This is a genomic window from Dorea sp. AF24-7LB (genome assembly GCF_003478575.1).
Taxonomy (GTDB): domain Bacteria; phylum Bacillota; class Clostridia; order Lachnospirales; family Lachnospiraceae; genus Dorea_D; species Dorea_D hominis.
Genome location: NZ_QUFR01000013.1, coordinates 16,242 through 32,238, shown reverse-complemented (window position 1 = coordinate 32,238; position 15,997 = coordinate 16,242). Strand labels below are relative to the sequence as shown.

The following is a 15,997-nucleotide window of genomic DNA, read 5'->3' as shown; positions in this document are numbered from 1 at the left end:
TACACGAATATTTTAAAAATGTTATGGAAATACTTTCAAAATAATGAAAGGGGTAATATTATGACTGCAAAAAAGAAAGATCCGATACGGCTGGATCAGATCACGCCGGAAGAGAAAATGAAATATGAAGTAGCAGAGGAGCTGGGACTGCTTGATAAAGTGCTGGCAGAGGGATGGAAATCTTTATCATCCAAGGAAACCGGACGGATTGGCGGGAAGCTGGCAGGACGCAGGCGTCGGCAGCAGCAAAGCGCTGTGAAAGAGGAGTAAAAGTAACAAAAGTATTACGAATGTTAATTAGTATGAACATTTACAGGGAAAGCTTGAAAACAGAAAGCCCTTTTGCTATAATCGAAAAGCTTGATTAGAAGAGTAAAAGATTCGGGATATAGCGGGTGCAGAGAAGATGGACAGCAAGATTAATGTTTTAGGTATATATATAGACAATTACACAGGCAAAGAAGCTATGAAAGAAGCGGTCGGATACATGGAGTCTGATCCGGTTAATATTGTAGAACTTCTTACAGTAGATGCAGTGATGGATGTAGATCTGCAGCAGGAGACGAAGGAACAGCTTAGAAGTTTCGATCTTGTGCTGGCAGGAGACAAGACAATTCTGGAAGCAGCGGATGTGGAAGAGAAGCGTTGTCTGCAGGAGACAGAGAATCATTTATTTATGAAGATGTTCCTGAGATATTTGCATAAGAACCATAAGCGGGTATATCTTCTTGTTGAGACACAGGAAGAGGGAGAAGCATTTTTTCAATATCTGGAACACTATTATAGAGGAATCCAGATTGTTGGGATGGCGAAAGTTTCTGCAGAAAACAGAGCGGATGATATGCTGGTGAATGCGATCAATGGTGCAGAGACAGACTGTGTACTTTCTATGTTATGTTCGCCGCTTCAGGAAGATTTTGCGGCAAAGAACAGAGCACTTCTCAATACGAGAATTCTTTTCGGTATGGGAAAAGCAGCTCCGCCGTGGAAAGAGACCAGCTTTGGAAAGGAAAAAGTCACCCGATTCTTTACCCGGAGAATTTTCAGAAAAGAGATGGAAAAGCAAAAGGCAGAGAGCGACAGGAATGTCGGGGCAGACATTTAAAAGACATACAGATACAGAAAGAAAAAAGTGAGGAAATCAACAAAAAATTGTGATTTCCTCTTTATTTTTTTGTTGATATATATTAATATAGGTCTAGTAATATGCAAATTCACTTAAGATAGAGTAATTTTGTTGTAGAAAATGCATATTGAAATGAGTGGAGGAGATAACCTATGATATCTAATCAAATACTTCAAAACACGATTGAAGGATTGAAAGGGATTACTAGAATTGACTTTTGTATTATGGATACAGATGGTAAGGCCCTTGCAAGTACATTTTCAAAACAGGAGAATTACGAAGACGAGATTCTGTCTTTTGTGGAATCTCCGGCAGACAGTCAGGTAGTACAGGGATATCAGTTCTTTAAGATCTTTGATGAACACCAACTGGAATATATCCTGCTCGCGAACGGCGGCGGAGAAGATGTCTATATGGTGGGCAAGATCGCAGTGTTCCAGATCCAGAATCTTCTGGTAGCATATAAAGAACGGTTTGACAAAGACAATTTCATAAAGAACCTGTTGCTTGATAACCTGTTGTTGGTGGATATTTACAATCGTGCCAAAAAATTACATATTGACACGGAAGTAAGACGTGTTATCTTTATTATTGAGACAAAACACGAGAAGGACAGCAGTGCCCTTGATAATGTGCGCTCACTTCTTGGCGGTAAAGCCAAGGATTTTGTAACAGCGGTAGATGAGAAGAATATTATAGTTGTGAAGGAACTGGAGCCGAATGACGGACATGCAGAATTGGAGAGGATTGCGCAGAATTTCTATAATCTGCTCCGCAATGACGGAGAAGAGGACATTCTGATCGCATATGGTACGGTTGTCAGTGACATCAAAGAAGTATCGAAGTCTTACAAAGAAGCCAAACTGGCGCTTGATGTGGGTAAGATCTTTTTTGGTGAGAAGAATATTATCGCATACAGTGCGCTTGGCATTGGGCGACTGATCTATCAGCTTCCGATTCCTCTGTGCAAGATGTTTATCCGTGAGATTTTTGAGGGGAAATCACCGGATGATTTTGATGAGGAAACATTGACTACGATCAATAAGTTCTTTGAGAATAACCTCAATGTGTCAGAGACTTCAAGACAGCTCTATATTCACCGTAATACATTAGTTTACCGTTTGGATAAACTTCAGAAAAGTACGGGACTTGATCTTCGTGTATTCGAGGATGCTATTACATTCAAGATTGCACTGATGGTTGTAAAATACATGAAATATATGGAGTCGCTGGAATATTAAATTGCTGGAGTATAATAATTAGGAGGAACATATGATTGAATTAAGAGAAGTAACGAAAGAGTACTCAAAAGGGGTTGCAGCCCTTAATGGTATCAATCTTAAGATTGAACAGGGCGAATTTGTCTTTATTGTTGGAGACAGTGGTTCCGGTAAGTCTACTCTGATTCGTCTGATTATGAAGGAGTTAGATCCTACTTCAGGCACGATCATTGTAAATGGACATAACCTGAACCGTATGAAACATAAAAAGATTCCGTTGTACCGGAGAAAACTGGGCGTTGTATTTCAGGATTTCCGCCTTTTGAAGGATAGAAATATCTATGAGAATATTGCGTTTGCCCAGAGAGTAACCGAGACATCGACAAGAATTATTAAGAAAAAAGTGCCGGCTGCGCTGTCCCTTGTAGGACTTGCACAGAAGTACAAATCATTCCCGAAGGAATTATCCGGTGGAGAGCAGCAGCGCGTTGCAATCGCGAGAGCAATCGTGAATGAACCGGCAATCCTTCTGGCGGATGAGCCTACCGGTAATCTCGATCCGACGAACTCATGGGAAATCATGAAGCTTCTTGAAGAGGCGAATGACCGTGGAACAACTGTACTTGTTGTTACACATAACCAGGAGATTGTAAACGAGATGAAAAAGCGCGTTGTAACGATGAAGAAGGGTGTCATCGTCAGCGACGAGAAAAAAGGTGGGTATAATAATGAGAATTAGTACATTTGGATATTCGATGAAACAGGGTGTGAAGAACATCGGCAGAAATAAGATGTTCTCCATGGCATCCATTGCAACGATGTCAGCTTGTATTTTCCTCTTTGGATTATTCTATTCGATTGTAATGAACTTTAATTACATTGTAGACAAAGCAGAGCAGGGAGTTGCAATTACAGTATTTTTTAGCGAGGATGCAACACAGGAACAGAAAGATAAGATCGGAGAGGATCTGAAGAAGGAAGACGGAGTTCTGGAAGTGAACTATATCAGTGCAGAAGAAGCATGGAATAAGTTCCAGGATGACTACTTTGGAGACTCCAAAGAAGCGGCAGAGGGATTTAAAAATGATAATCCACTGGCAAATTCAGACAACTATGAAGTATACATGTCAGATGTATCCAAGCAGAAACAGGTCGTATCTTATGCAGAGAAACTGGACGGTGTGCGGAAAGTCAACAAGTCAGATACGGTAGCCAAGACTCTGACAAGTGTGAACAAACTGGTTGGTATCATTTCGGCAGCGATTATTTTGATCCTGCTGGCTGTATCTATCTTTCTGATCAGTAATACAGTAACAATGGGTATTACAGTAAGACGGGAAGAGATTGCGATCATGAAATACATCGGAGCGAAGGACGGTTTTGTGCGGGCACCGTTCGTATTTGAAGGTCTTCTGATTGGTGTGATCGGTGCGATCATTCCACTGGTAATGTTATATTTTATGTATGATAAAGCAGTAAGCTATGTGATGACAAGATACAGTCTGCTGAATAATATCGTGGACTTCCTCCCGGTAATGAGAGTATACCGTACACTTTTACCGGTCGGTATTGCTCTTGGAGTAGGTATCGGTTTCCTTGGAAGTACATTTACAATCCGCAAACATCTGAAAGTTTAGTTGCTTTAGCGTACGAAAGAAGCTGTCAGTGACAGGTTCTTCAGATAGCACAAGGGTGTAATTAATAAGGGAGACACAGATGAAGAAGAGAAAAAGAATCCTCAGTCTGTTATTGGTATGTGTTCTGTGCTTCAGCATGACAGGGCAGGCACAGGCATCAAAGATCAGTGCCGCTAAGAAAAAAGCGCAGGTGTTACAGTCGAAGAAAAAAGAGGCAGTAGCAGAGAAGAAAAAACTTCTGGAGCAGTTGGAATCTGTATTGGATGAGATGGAAACAACAAAGAAGAAGATCACTGCCAAAGAAGATGAGATCAGTAAAAAAGAAGATGAACTACTGATTGCGCAGGTAGATGAAGACAATCAGTATGAAGACATGAAGAAACGTATCAAATATATGTATGAGAATGGCAATGCTAAATTCATCGAGATTCTTTGCCAGTCGAAGTCGTTGAGTGACTTTCTGAATAATGCAGAGTACATATCGACGATTTCTTCATATGACAGAACTATGTTGAAAAAGTTCCAGAAAGTTGTAAAGAATGTGCAGGCGCAGGAAGAAGCCTTGAAAAAAGAGAATGCCGAACTGGAAAAGATGCAGGATAATCTGATCGCAAAGCAGAGTACTGTAAAACAGATGCTTTCGGATAAGAAGAATGAGATTGCCGGAATCCAAAAGGATATTAAAAAGAATGCAAGCAAGCTGAGCGCGCTTGAACAGGCAGCGGCAGATGCTGCAAGAAAGAAGCAGGAAGCAGCGAGTTCTTATTCATCCGGAGCGGGTGCGTCTGTCGTATCCGGCAATGGAACTTTTACACATCCTTGTCCGGGATACAGTCGCATATCCAGTTATTTCGGATATCGTGAACAGCCACTTGCCGGAGCCAGCACAAATCACAAAGGAATGGATTTTGCGGCGCCGACCGGTACGCCGATTTATGCGGCGGCAGGAGGTACTGTAGTATCTGCCGGATACAGTGGCAAAGCCGGTAACCTGATTGTAATCAATCATGGAAACGGGTTATCTACTTACTATATGCACTGCCACAAGATTTATGTCCGGGCAGGGCAGAAAGTAAGCAAAGGACAGAATATAGCAATTGTAGGAACAACGGGTAATTCAACAGGACCACACCTGCATTTCCAGGTTATGTCCGGCGGAGTACCGGTGAACCCGTTGAAATATTTATAGAATAGGACTGACGATTGTGGAACATAAAAAAGGATTTATAAAAGGGGCGCTTACGGGCGCCCTTCTGACATTATTAGTTGTGAGCCTTGCAGCCTGTGGACTGCAGCATATCAATGAAGGAATTATATCATCTGATACAGAGACAAAGTTATCTTATTTGAAAAAACTGATTGATGAGACATATCTGCATGACGTAAAAGAGAAAGATCTCAATGAAGGCATTTACAAAGGCTATGTAGAAGGACTGGGAGACCAGTATTCTGCTTATTATGACAAAAAGGAAACAAAAGAGTTGACGGAAAGCCTGGATGGTTCTTTCAGTGGTATCGGTGCTGTTATGACGCAGGATGCCAGCAGCGGAGTGATTACGATCACACGGGTATACGATGATTCGCCGGCAAAGAAAGCAGGAATTAAGACTGGAGATATCTTGTACCGAGTAGAAGAGAAAACGGTGACAGGAAAAGATCTGGACAAAGTTGTTTCGTGGATCAAAGGTAAGAAAGGAACAAAGGTCAATCTGACACTGCTTCGTGGAACGAACAGTGATAAGATCAAAGTGACAGCTACACGTGACGTGATTAATGTTGAGACGGTGAAATATAAAGTGCTGGAAAATCAGATTGGATATATTTCCATTTCAGAGTTTGATTCTGTGACAGGTGCTCAGTTCGCAAAAGCATTGAAACAGCTGCAAAAGAAGAATATAGAAGGACTGGTCGTAGATTTAAGAAACAATCCGGGAGGAAGTCTCTCTACGGTGTGTGATATTCTTGACAGCATCCTCCCAAAAGGACTGATCGTTTACACGAAGGATAAGAATGGAAAGAAAGAAGAATATACATCGGATGAAAAACACCGGTTAAACCTTCCAATGTCTGTGCTGGTAAATGGTCAGAGTGCAAGCGCATCAGAGATTTTTGCCGGAGCAGTACAGGATTATGGCAAAGCTGAGATTATAGGAACACAAACCTACGGAAAAGGTGTGGTACAGAATCTGTTTGATCTGAAAGATGGTACCTGCGTAAAATTAACGACATCCGAGTATTTTACACCGAAAGGCCGCAACATTGACGGCAAAGGAATCACGCCGGATGTAAAGATCGAATATAAATATAATGCCAAAGATCCAAAGGCAGACAATCAGCTTGATAAAGCGGTGTCTGTTGTAAAAGACAAAATAAAATAATCGATGAAAATAAAGGGAATGCTTTTTGGGCATTCCCTTTTAACATGCCATGTGATAGAATAAAAACGAAAATTTTTCTAAATGAAATCCTGGGAAATCATTTCCGGAAGAAAGGATTATAGATATGACAGTTTTAATTAAAAATGGACATGTTGTAGATCCACTCACAAAAAAAGATGGAGTATACGATGTGTTGGTAGAAGGAAAGAAAATTCAGAAAATTGCAGAGAAGATTGATGAGAAAGCGGACAGAGTGATCGATGCAAGAGGAACTTATGTGTTGCCGGGATTTATTGATCTGCATGTACATCTCAGAGATCCGGGACTGGAATACAAGGAAACACTGGAGACAGGCGGAAGAGCGGCGGTACACGGTGGTGTGACGACAATCTGTGCGATGCCGAATACGAAACCGGTGATCGACAGCCGGGAGAAAGTAGAAGCTGTGCATGAAAGAGCCGTGAAAGAATCACCGGCACATGTTATCCAGCTTGGCGCAGTTACCTGTGGACAGGAAGGAAAAGAACTGGCTGATATTGCAGGAATGGCAGCGGCAGGATGCCATGCGATCAGTGAAGACGGCAAATCTGTAATGAATGCATCTTTATACCGTAAAGGGATGAAAGAAGCGAAGAAGGCAGGAATCAGTGTATTTGCACACTGCGAGGACATTACCATGGTCGAAGGAGGCGTGATGAATGCAGATGAGAATGCGAAGCGTCTCGGACTTAAGGGAATTACAAACTCTGTAGAAGATGTGATCGTTGCAAGAGATATCCTGCTGGCGAAAGAGACAGGCGTACGTCTGCATCTGTGCCACTGCTCTACAAAGGACAGTGTGACGATGGTAGAGATGGCGAAAAAAGAAGGACTTCCGGTAACGGCAGAAGTATGTCCGCATCATTTTATACTGACTTCAGATGATATCAAAGAAGATGATGGAAACTTCAAGATGAATCCGCCGCTGCGCAGCAGAGAAGATGTTGAAGCGCTCCGCATGGGACTTAAGAATGGAATTATGGATGTGATTTCTACAGACCACGCACCACATTCTAAAGAAGAGAAGAACCGTTCCATTGAGAAAGCATCTTTTGGTATCGTAGGTCTGGAGACTTCGGCAGCGCTTACTTATACAGAACTGGTGAAGACAGGTGTGCTCAGTATTATGGATATGGCAGAGAAGATGAGTTATAATCCGGCGCAGATATTGGGGCTTACTGAAAAAGGAGCAGTGGCAGAAGGAAAGATTGCGGATCTTGTAATCTTTGATCCGGATGCTAACTATAAGATTGATAAGAATACATTCTTTTCCAAAGGGAAGAACACGCCGTTTGACGGAAGAGAAGTATACGGCCGGGTAGAATATACACTGGCGGATGGTGAAATCGTATATGAGTATCGGGATACCAGAAAGGCGTAGTATGCAACAGCATGCAAGTGTTAGGGCAGAGTATCTTACGATGTGTAACAGTACAGAGAATATAGGAGGAATAAGAGGATGATCAACAAATTAGTAGCAAACATTAAGAAGACAGGGGCACCGATCGTAGTAGGGCTTGATCCAATGTTAAATTATATTCCGGAGCAAGTACAGAAAAAAGCATTTGCTGAATACGGAGAGACGCTGGAAGGTGCAGCAGAAGCAATCTGGCAGTTTAACAAAGCAATCGTAGATAATACTTATGATCTGATCCCGGCTGTAAAACCGCAGATTGCCATGTATGAGCAGTTTGGCATTCCGGGAATGCAGGCATTCAAGAAAACTGTAGATTACTGCAAAGAGAAAGGACTTGTAGTGATCGGAGATATCAAACGTGGCGATATCGGATCAACATCCGCAGCCTATGCAGTCGGACATCTTGGAAAAGTTGCAGTCGGAAGCAAGAGCTATGCAGCATTTGATGAAGATTTTGCAACAGTGAATCCATATCTTGGATCTGATGGTGTGAATCCATTTCTGGATGTATGCAAAGAAGAGAAGAAAGGAATCTTCGTGCTGGTTAAAACATCCAATCCATCCAGTGGCGAATTCCAGGATCAGAAGATCGACGGACGTCCGCTCTATGAACTGGTTGGAGAGAAAGTGGCCGCATGGGGCACAGAAGCAATGGGAGACGAATACAGCTATGTAGGAGCCGTTGTTGGAGCAACTTATCCGGAGATGGGTAAAGTACTGCGTAAGATCATGCCGAAAGCATACATTCTTGTTCCGGGATATGGTGCACAGGGTGGAAAAGGAAAAGATCTTGTACACTTCTTTAACGAAGACGGACTCGGTGCGATCGTGAACTCATCCAGAGGAATCATCGCTGCATACAAGCAGGAGAAATATGCAAAATTCGGAGCAGAGAATTTTGCAGATGCATCCAGAGCGGCAGTAGAAGACATGGTTGCAGATATCAAAGGAGCACTTGGTTAAGGAGAAAATAAATGGCTAAAATGGAAAAAGAACAGGCACGTGTCATCTCTCAGGAGATGCTGGCTGCCGGTATATATAGTATGTGGATTCAGACAAAGGCTGCAAAAAATGCAAAACCGGGACAGTTTATATCCATGTATACAAATGATGCAGGTAAATTATTGCCGCGTCCAATCAGTATTTGTGAGATAGACCGTGAGAGTGAGAAACTTCGTGTAGTATACCGGGTAACCGGAGAAAACACAGGTACAGAGCAGTTTTCAAAACTGCAGGCGGGAGATACAATTGATATTGTTGGATCTCTTGGCAATGGATTTCCGCTCGAGAAAGCAAAAGGGAAAAAAGTATTTCTGATGGGTGGAGGAATCGGAGTGCCGCCGATCTTACAGCTTGCTAAGGAAATGGAATGTGAAAAGAAGCGGATCATTGTCGGTTACCGGGATGCGCAGACATTTCTGAGAGAAGAGTTTGAAGCAAACGGAGAAGTTTATATTGCAACAGAAGACGGAAGTGTAGGAACAAAGGGCAATGTTATGGATGCAATCCGGGAAGCAGCTCTGGAAGCAGAGATTATTTACGCTTGTGGACCGGCTCCGATGCTTCGTGCGATCAAAGCATATGCAGCAGAAAATCAGATTGAATGTTATATATCTTTAGAAGAACGGATGGCATGCGGAATCGGTGCCTGTCTGGCATGCGTCTGCAAATCAAAAGAAAAAGATGCACACAGCAATGTACATAACAAACGGATCTGTAAAGACGGACCGGTATTTCTTGCTACGGAGGTGGAAATCTAATGGACATGAGAGTGAATATTGCCGGAGTAGAATGGAAGAATCCGGTTACTGTAGCATCCGGAACGTTTGGATCAGGAGAAGAGTTTTCCGATTTTGTAGATTTGAATAAGTTAGGTGCAGTAACAACAAAAGGTGTGGCAAATGTACCGTGGTCCGGTAATCCGACTCCGCGTGTAGCAGAAGTATACGGTGGCATGATGAATGCAATCGGATTACAGAATCCGGGAATTGAGCTGTTCTGCGAGAGAGATATCCCGTTTCTTAAAAAATACGATACAAAGATCATTGTCAATGTATGCGGACATGCACCGGAAGAGTATCTTGCAGTTGTAGAAAGACTTGCAGATGAACCGATCGACATGATGGAGATCAATATTTCCTGCCCGAATGTAAATGCAGGCTTTCTCGCTTTTGGACAGGATGCCGGTCATGTAGAAAAACTGACTGCCCAGATCAAGAAGATTGCAAAACAGCCGGTTATCATGAAACTGACACCGAACGTAACGGATATTACGGAGATTGCAAAAGCAGCAGAAGCAGGCGGCGCAGATGCAATTTCTCTGATCAATACATTAACAGGAATGAAGATTGATATTAACCGTAAAACATTTGCACTTGCAAATAAGACCGGGGGCGTGTCAGGTCCAATCGTGCATCCGATCGCTGTGCGCATGGTTTATCAGGCAGCACAGGCAGTGAAGATTCCGATCATCGGAATGGGGGGTATCCAGTCGGCGGAAGATGCGATTGAATTTTTACTTGCGGGTGCAAGTGCCGTTTCTGTAGGAACAGCGAATTTCTATCATCCGAATATCACAGAAGAAGTGGTTGACGGAATCCGTGCATATATGGAGAAGAATGGCTTTGATAAAGTTTCGGATATGGTAGGGATTGTAAAATAAAACGGATGTCGAAATATAGAAAAAAACAATAAATACTATACAAAAAAACAATTGGATTTTGCCGGAGGACAGCTCTATAATAAAAGAAGATGTAAATGTAGGAGGTAATGAAGTATGTCAATTACAGCTGAAACAGCGAAAGCGCATGCAAAAGACCCGGCAGTTCTTTGCTGCAGAGCAGAAGGTGGAATTACAATTGAACCGGCTAACCTGGAAGATCCGGCAATCTTTGATGAATTAGTAGATTCTGGATTATTAAATCTGGATGGATGTCTTACAATCGAGCAGGTATTGGGAGCAAAACTTACAAAGACAAGTGATTCTCTCTGTCCACTTACTGTAGACAACGTAGAAGGAATCAAAGAAGTTACAGAAGAAGTACCGGCTGAGGAAGCACCGGCAGAAGAAGCTGCAGTTGCTCCGGAAGTGAATGTAGAAGGTGCAGCAGTGACTGTAAAACATGGAAAGGTAGTTATTTCTATCAAAGAAGGAAAAGATATTTATCTTGAACTGCCAATCTAGTATTAAAAAAGGGATGTAAGAAAACTGTCGTACGTATCGCGTACGGCAGTTTTTTTTGTGTCGCGTTTTCCACACGTTGCCTGTAAAGAAAAATTGTGTTATTATTTAGTATAATCTAAAAAAATAAGAGCAGAACTGTAAGAGCAAAACTGCTCATTCATACGGAGGATAGAAAGATGGAGAGCTACAAACAGGAATTTATTGATTTTCTGATAATGCTTTTCCATAAGTTGATGTAACTTCTCAAAACCTTGTATTTACTGGTGTTCTGCAAGATTTTGAAAAACGGTAAAGTGGTGTATTGTATCATAAAATGATATAGTTTGATATGAAAATGGTGTACTAAATGGTGTAGTAAATCGGAAAGAATTATTAAATTTGATAGCAAAATTTTAAGAGTGTCAGATTTGACATTTGAATAGGTATTTGTTAGAATAAGAATATAAAAAAGGCACTACTGATAGTTGGTTAGTCCAAATTATTTTTTACTTAAAAAAGTAACCGTAATCCTTTGGGCGAAGGGCGGTTACTTTTTTGATTGATTTATATACGCTATTAAAATCGTTACAACAATACTAAGTATCATTAGTACGATGGAGAGCATTTCGAAATCACTCATAAGTTAAGCCCTCCTTTCCCAGATTTCCTGCAAGCAGGATTTCTATGTAATCAGAGGGTTCAGTCCCTCTGTTGAAGGACTAACCGCCTACCATTCTCATGTAGTGCCTTGTCTTATTTTATCAAACTGACTGTCTTGTGACAAGATATTCTCTACTATTGTGCAGAAATAATTGAGAAGAAATTCTCACAACAGAATAAAGTGCTTGGAAATATTGAAAAGTTCGTTTAAAATCAAGGTTTGCAGACATTTTTCTTCAAAGAAAAGGTATCGTAGAATACCGCAAAATATCGTAACGGATTTTTAAAATGGAGTAAATATTTCAAGAAGACATGAAAGGAATGACGCAGATAGTAGAGATATTGTCTGCGTTATTTTGCAATTATAATGGTGCAAATAATTACAAAGTATGATATTATGAAAATAAACAAATTAGAATTTTAAAAAGGAGTGTGATGACCATGATTTTTGATTTTGAGCCTTGGCAATTAGATATTGATATTGACTTAACTAAACAATTATATAGAAGTTGTAAAGGAGACTTTGTATGGGTAGAAAAGAAATAACAACAAAAGAAGATTTAATGAAAGTAATAGAATTATTCGAAAATACTGGAATTACATACTGGTTGGATGGCGGATGGGGTGTAGATATTTTAGCTGGTAAACAAACAAGAATTCATAGAGATATAGATATAAATTTTGATGCTCAACATACGGAAAAATTGTTAAATGTGCTTTTGAATCTGGGCTATAAAATTGATACAGACTGGAAACCGGTTAGAATAGAGTTATATAGTGATGAACTTGGTTACTTAGACATTCACCCGTTCGTTTTAAATGAGGACGGAACTTCAAAACAAGCTGATTTAGAGGGTGGATGGTATGAGTTTGAAAAAGATTACTTTGGTAGTGTTTTTTTTGAAGGCAAAACAATTCCTTGTATATCTTTAAAAGGCCAAAAAGTTTTCCATTCAGGTTATGAATTAAGAGATAAAGATAAGCATGATATTTCAATTCTTGAAAGTTTATCAAAATAACATCGCTGTAATTTCTAAGATAAATTGCAGTTTGTAGCAGACAGTTTTTGGAGTGACTGTCTGCTTTTTCTTTTCAATCATAATTGATAGTAGTGCTATAAAATGGTTCATATCCATTGTGAAAAGACCATTTAGAACGGTGTAGATTGATTGTAAGGGTAGTAGTAGTTCCGTTGATTTGGTTATGTTCTGCTTCGATTTCCGCTACCACTTCATCGGTATTCCAGTATTGATATACGATAACTTGCAATTCGGTATCACGGTTAGCCCCATTGCTGAATGACATGCTGTTAAATACAAGATAATCGGGCAAGCTAATGTAATAGAGAACACCTGCAAGTAAGACTAGAACAATAGTGGCAAATAACAATTTCTTTTTCATTTTGACATACCTCAGTTTCTATATAGTTATAGGGATAATTATATAGTACCTCACTATATAGTGAATTACTACATAAAGATTTATTGAATATACTTTTATGTAGAGGTGAGGCAATGAAGTATGGACATTTGGAACTTCATATAGAGGAACTGCTGAAAGAAAAAGGAATTAGTAAGAATACCATTTGTAAAGAATTGGATATACCGAGGTCTAACTTTAATCGTTATTGCAGAAATGAATTTCAGAGATTAGACGCACAACTAATCTGTAAACTGTGCAGTTACTTGGATTGTGGAATAGAAGAATTGATAGAGTATGTGAAAGAATGAGAGCCTGTCGGATTGAAGAAAATTCGTGCAGGCTTTTGTTGTGGCAAGAAAAAAAGAAAATGTAGTGAGGTCAAGGAACAAGGCGAAGCCGATACGCCGTAGGGCAGTCCTTGACAGAACGGACACAGCCAACAGTACCATGATACAGCAGAGGACTTGAAAGGTCAGAAACCTTGCAAGTCCTCTTGTCTGTTACTGGGCGTTATGTTTTAAGTAAAGTGCTTCTTTCATCAGTTCCTTTTCAAATGCTTTGATGTGACAATCATGTACTTCATTGTCGATATAAAAGCAATCGTCAGCCTGTGAGTAGGCAAGTTTGGTAACTTTCGGTTCATAGGTCTTTGTATCAATTCCGTAATAGTAAATCGTGGCGGTTGTTAATACCATGTGAATACTTTCAAAATCTCTTGTAAAAATAGTATGCCTGTCGGAATAGAAGAAATCAGACGGACATTCATAGAAGTCGGAACTATCCCCTTTCAAAAATAAAGGTAATATGTGCATTGCATTTCCAGCACGATTGACAAGAACATAAAAGCGTGGAATAAGGGCGGCATATTGGGTCATCATGGCAATATAGATATCGTCTAAATTATCAAGAAGATACTCGGAGCAGGAGTTGTTATAAAAGACATATTGCAGGGCATTGTTATTTTGGTTTGTATGTTCCATAGGTACATTTTGTCCGTAAAGCCACCGCAAGTCTACATCTAAGGAGTCAGCAATCAGTTCCATTTTATCGGCTTTCGGGTTGTACTGCCCTGAAAGGTAGGAACTGAACGCTCCTTTGCTGATACCGGTATCTTTGACTATATCTACCTGTTTTTTATTTTTTGCTTTCATGGCAAATTTAATCCGTTCTGCGATTGTATTCATCTGAAAAAACCTCTCTTTCCATATCTCGTTATAACTTCTCATATCTTATCGTCTAAGGGCACTATACCACAAGTTCAGAAAAAAGAAAACAAAAAGTTCATAAAAAACTAAACTTTATATTGCAAAACGGATATACCTGTGCTAATATACAATTAAGTTCAGAAATAACTGAACTAAAAAACGACGTCGTAATAGTAAAATGAAAATATGAGAAACTGACCTATCGGTTCAACGGGGAGAAAGGAATGTGTATGCAGATTACATTGACAAAAGAACAGGTAAAAGAAGCCTTTGGAGAACTTCGTTTCATGGGTGCGGATAACTGTTACCGCTATGATAAAGACAGTAAGAAGAAAACAGAGGAAGTGGAAGCCTTAAAACTTCATCTTGGAAGCATGAAACTTGGGAACAGCGTGGATATTCGCTTGGAAGCAACGGAACTTCCGAAGATTGAGCCTTATGCTGTGGTGGAACTGGAAGAACCAGTTTATGCCCCTTATGTGCAGAGAGGAAACTTCCCTGTATTAGTGGAGAAGATTACCTGTAAAGGTATCCGCCCTGTTCCAAACAAAACTATGTAGGCGGTCAAAGTTCCTGTCCTCGTTCTGACGTACCAAACGGCAGGTTGAGGGCAGGGCAATGGCAACGCCGTTGCAGATAAGGAGGTTTGATAAATTTGGAAGAAAGAAGCGGAAGTTTTCTTCCAGAACTCCCCTACACTAACAGGGGAGTAATACGGCAGAAAGAAGAATTAAGTGCCTTGATAGATTGGTGTCAGATAACCATTAAGGAAGTTCCGTTAGAAGCGGTCATAGAAGATGTGCTGAGAATACCTATGGAACTTATGACGGTAACAGGCTATGAAAAGGGGATTGCAGGACATGAGGTTGTGGCAATCTTCGATAATATCAAGGTGCTAAAGCCGACAGGAAATGCACAGTATCAAGGCTTTCAGATTTTGATGAGTGGGAAAGGCTGTCGCAACTATGAGAATTTTTTACAACTCAATGAGGAAACATGGTTTGATTTCTTAAACAGAGTTTGTCAGTATCACATCAATTTTCCTCGGATTGATTTGGCGATAGATGATAGAAAACCGTATTTGAGTATTCCCGATTTAATTGTAAGGACAAAAGAGGGATTGCTTTCTACAAAACTAAGGGATATAGATTTTCACGACTCGGGAGAACTGAAAGAGGAAGTGTTTCAGAGCAAGGGTGGCAGTCTTTATCTCGGTAGTTCAGCCAGTAATTTGAGATTGGTATTTTATGAAAAGGGATATGAACAGAATAAAAAGTATGGAATAGAACTAGACGAAAATTGGAACAGATATGAATTGAGATTTCGGCAGGAAATGGCGGTAAGTGTCGTACAGGAATTATTGAGATATAGAGATGTGGCAGGACTGGCAATGGAAGTATTAAACAGCAAAATACGATTTTTAGAAAAGCCGACAGACAGCATGACAACACGAAAAAGGCTTTATCCAACCTATCAAGCATGGGCGGAACTGATGAAAGATATAGGCAAGGTGAAACTTACCATACAGCCACAGAAGAAAAGTTTGCAAAAGGTGTGGGAGTGGTTAGAAAAGTATGTTGCACCGTCTTTGAAACTGTTTGCTGAGGTTGGAAAGATAGAGAAAAGAGATTATATCGGTAATCTTGTAGCAAATGGAGAAATGAATATCACACAGAAGCAGTTGTATGATGATTATATAAAAGCAAGAAGATTAGAGGAAAGGGGGTAAT

17 protein-coding genes and 1 pseudogene are annotated in these 15,997 nt (G+C 40.4%); 16 read left to right on the top strand and 2 right to left on the bottom strand.

Annotated features, from left to right (window positions below):
• The first annotated feature begins 60 nt into the window (after positions 1 to 60).
• The 13 genes and pseudogenes from DWY31_RS11655 (at position 61) to DWY31_RS11595 (ending at position 12,659) form a co-directional block, all read left to right on the top strand.
• Positions 61 to 270 (top strand): small, acid-soluble spore protein, alpha/beta type, encoded by a 210-nt coding sequence (locus DWY31_RS11655; RefSeq protein ID WP_118520677.1) that lies wholly within the window; start codon positions 61 to 63, stop codon positions 268 to 270.
• Positions 271 to 406: 136 nt separating this feature from the next.
• The gene (locus tag DWY31_RS11650; RefSeq protein ID WP_117538405.1) at positions 407 to 1,105 is read left to right on the top strand and encodes a WecB/TagA/CpsF family glycosyltransferase; all 699 of its coding nucleotides are present in this window, start codon (positions 407 to 409) and stop codon (positions 1,103 to 1,105) included.
• A 173-nt stretch (positions 1,106 to 1,278) separates the two neighbouring features.
• Positions 1,279 to 2,367 carry a PucR family transcriptional regulator gene (locus DWY31_RS11645; protein ID WP_117538406.1) on the top strand — a complete coding sequence of 363 codons (1,089 nt, stop codon included), beginning with the start codon at positions 1,279 to 1,281 and terminating at the stop codon, positions 2,365 to 2,367.
• 31 nt (positions 2,368 to 2,398) lie between these two features.
• Positions 2,399 to 3,085: a cell division ATP-binding protein FtsE gene (ftsE, locus tag DWY31_RS11640; RefSeq protein ID WP_021861335.1), complete on the top strand. Its 687-nt coding sequence runs from the start codon at positions 2,399 to 2,401 to the stop codon at positions 3,083 to 3,085.
• Positions 3,075 to 3,983: a permease-like cell division protein FtsX gene (gene ftsX, locus DWY31_RS11635; protein WP_118520675.1), complete on the top strand. Its 909-nt coding sequence runs from the start codon at positions 3,075 to 3,077 to the stop codon at positions 3,981 to 3,983. The genes ftsE and ftsX overlap by 11 nt, the downstream gene beginning before the upstream one ends.
• A 79-nt stretch (positions 3,984 to 4,062) precedes the next feature.
• Positions 4,063 to 5,172, top strand: a complete 1,110-nt coding sequence (locus DWY31_RS11630) for a murein hydrolase activator EnvC family protein (protein WP_118520673.1) — start codon at positions 4,063 to 4,065, stop codon at positions 5,170 to 5,172.
• 16 nt (positions 5,173 to 5,188) lie between these two features.
• On the top strand, positions 5,189 to 6,361 hold the full coding sequence (locus DWY31_RS11625) for a S41 family peptidase (RefSeq protein WP_021861338.1): 1,173 nt from the start codon (positions 5,189 to 5,191) through the stop codon (positions 6,359 to 6,361).
• A 124-nt stretch (positions 6,362 to 6,485) separates the two neighbouring features.
• Entirely contained in the window at positions 6,486 to 7,781 is a 1,296-nt protein-coding gene (locus DWY31_RS11620) for a dihydroorotase (RefSeq protein WP_118520671.1), read from the top strand.
• 78 nt (positions 7,782 to 7,859) lie between these two features.
• Positions 7,860 to 8,780 carry an orotidine-5'-phosphate decarboxylase gene (pyrF, locus tag DWY31_RS11615; RefSeq protein WP_021861340.1) on the top strand — a complete coding sequence of 307 codons (921 nt, stop codon included), beginning with the start codon at positions 7,860 to 7,862 and terminating at the stop codon, positions 8,778 to 8,780.
• An 11-nt stretch (positions 8,781 to 8,791) separates the two neighbouring features.
• Complete coding sequence (locus DWY31_RS11610; RefSeq protein ID WP_117538411.1) at positions 8,792 to 9,577, top strand: dihydroorotate dehydrogenase electron transfer subunit; 786 nt, start codon at positions 8,792 to 8,794, stop codon at positions 9,575 to 9,577.
• Positions 9,577 to 10,479 carry a dihydroorotate dehydrogenase gene (locus DWY31_RS11605; protein WP_021861342.1) on the top strand — a complete coding sequence of 301 codons (903 nt, stop codon included), beginning with the start codon at positions 9,577 to 9,579 and terminating at the stop codon, positions 10,477 to 10,479. The genes DWY31_RS11610 and DWY31_RS11605 overlap by 1 nt, the downstream gene beginning before the upstream one ends.
• A gap of 114 nt (positions 10,480 to 10,593) precedes the next feature.
• Positions 10,594 to 10,998, top strand: a pseudogene (locus DWY31_RS11600) (sugar transporter); the annotation flags it as partial.
• Between the two features lie 1,169 nt (positions 10,999 to 12,167).
• Positions 12,168 to 12,659, top strand: coding sequence for a nucleotidyltransferase domain-containing protein (locus DWY31_RS11595; RefSeq protein ID WP_009263190.1), 492 nt, complete (start codon positions 12,168 to 12,170; stop codon positions 12,657 to 12,659).
• Between the two features lie 73 nt (positions 12,660 to 12,732).
• On the opposite strand, the gene DWY31_RS11590 is transcribed toward DWY31_RS11595, so the two are convergent.
• Positions 12,733 to 13,041: a hypothetical protein gene (locus tag DWY31_RS11590; RefSeq protein WP_118276830.1), complete on the bottom strand. Its 309-nt coding sequence runs from the start codon at positions 13,039 to 13,041 to the stop codon at positions 12,733 to 12,735.
• A 113-nt stretch (positions 13,042 to 13,154) separates the two neighbouring features.
• Between DWY31_RS11590 and DWY31_RS11585 the strand changes: the two genes are divergently transcribed.
• Entirely contained in the window at positions 13,155 to 13,370 is a 216-nt protein-coding gene (locus DWY31_RS11585; protein ID WP_004611575.1) for a helix-turn-helix domain-containing protein, read from the top strand.
• A gap of 192 nt (positions 13,371 to 13,562) precedes the next feature.
• On the opposite strand, the gene DWY31_RS11580 is transcribed toward DWY31_RS11585, so the two are convergent.
• Positions 13,563 to 14,246 (bottom strand): helix-turn-helix domain-containing protein, encoded by a 684-nt coding sequence (locus DWY31_RS11580; protein ID WP_118276831.1) that lies wholly within the window; start codon positions 14,244 to 14,246, stop codon positions 13,563 to 13,565.
• A gap of 251 nt (positions 14,247 to 14,497) precedes the next feature.
• On the opposite strand from DWY31_RS11580, the gene DWY31_RS11575 reads away from it, so the two are divergent.
• Both DWY31_RS11575 and DWY31_RS11570 read left to right on the top strand, forming a co-directional pair.
• A complete protein-coding gene (locus DWY31_RS11575) occupies positions 14,498 to 14,827 on the top strand; it encodes a hypothetical protein (protein ID WP_015543380.1) in 330 nt (109 codons plus the stop codon).
• Between the two features lie 86 nt (positions 14,828 to 14,913).
• The gene (locus DWY31_RS11570) at positions 14,914 to 15,996 is read left to right on the top strand and encodes a replication initiation factor domain-containing protein (RefSeq protein ID WP_118276832.1); all 1,083 of its coding nucleotides are present in this window, start codon (positions 14,914 to 14,916) and stop codon (positions 15,994 to 15,996) included.
• Position 15,997 lies beyond the last annotated feature (1 nt).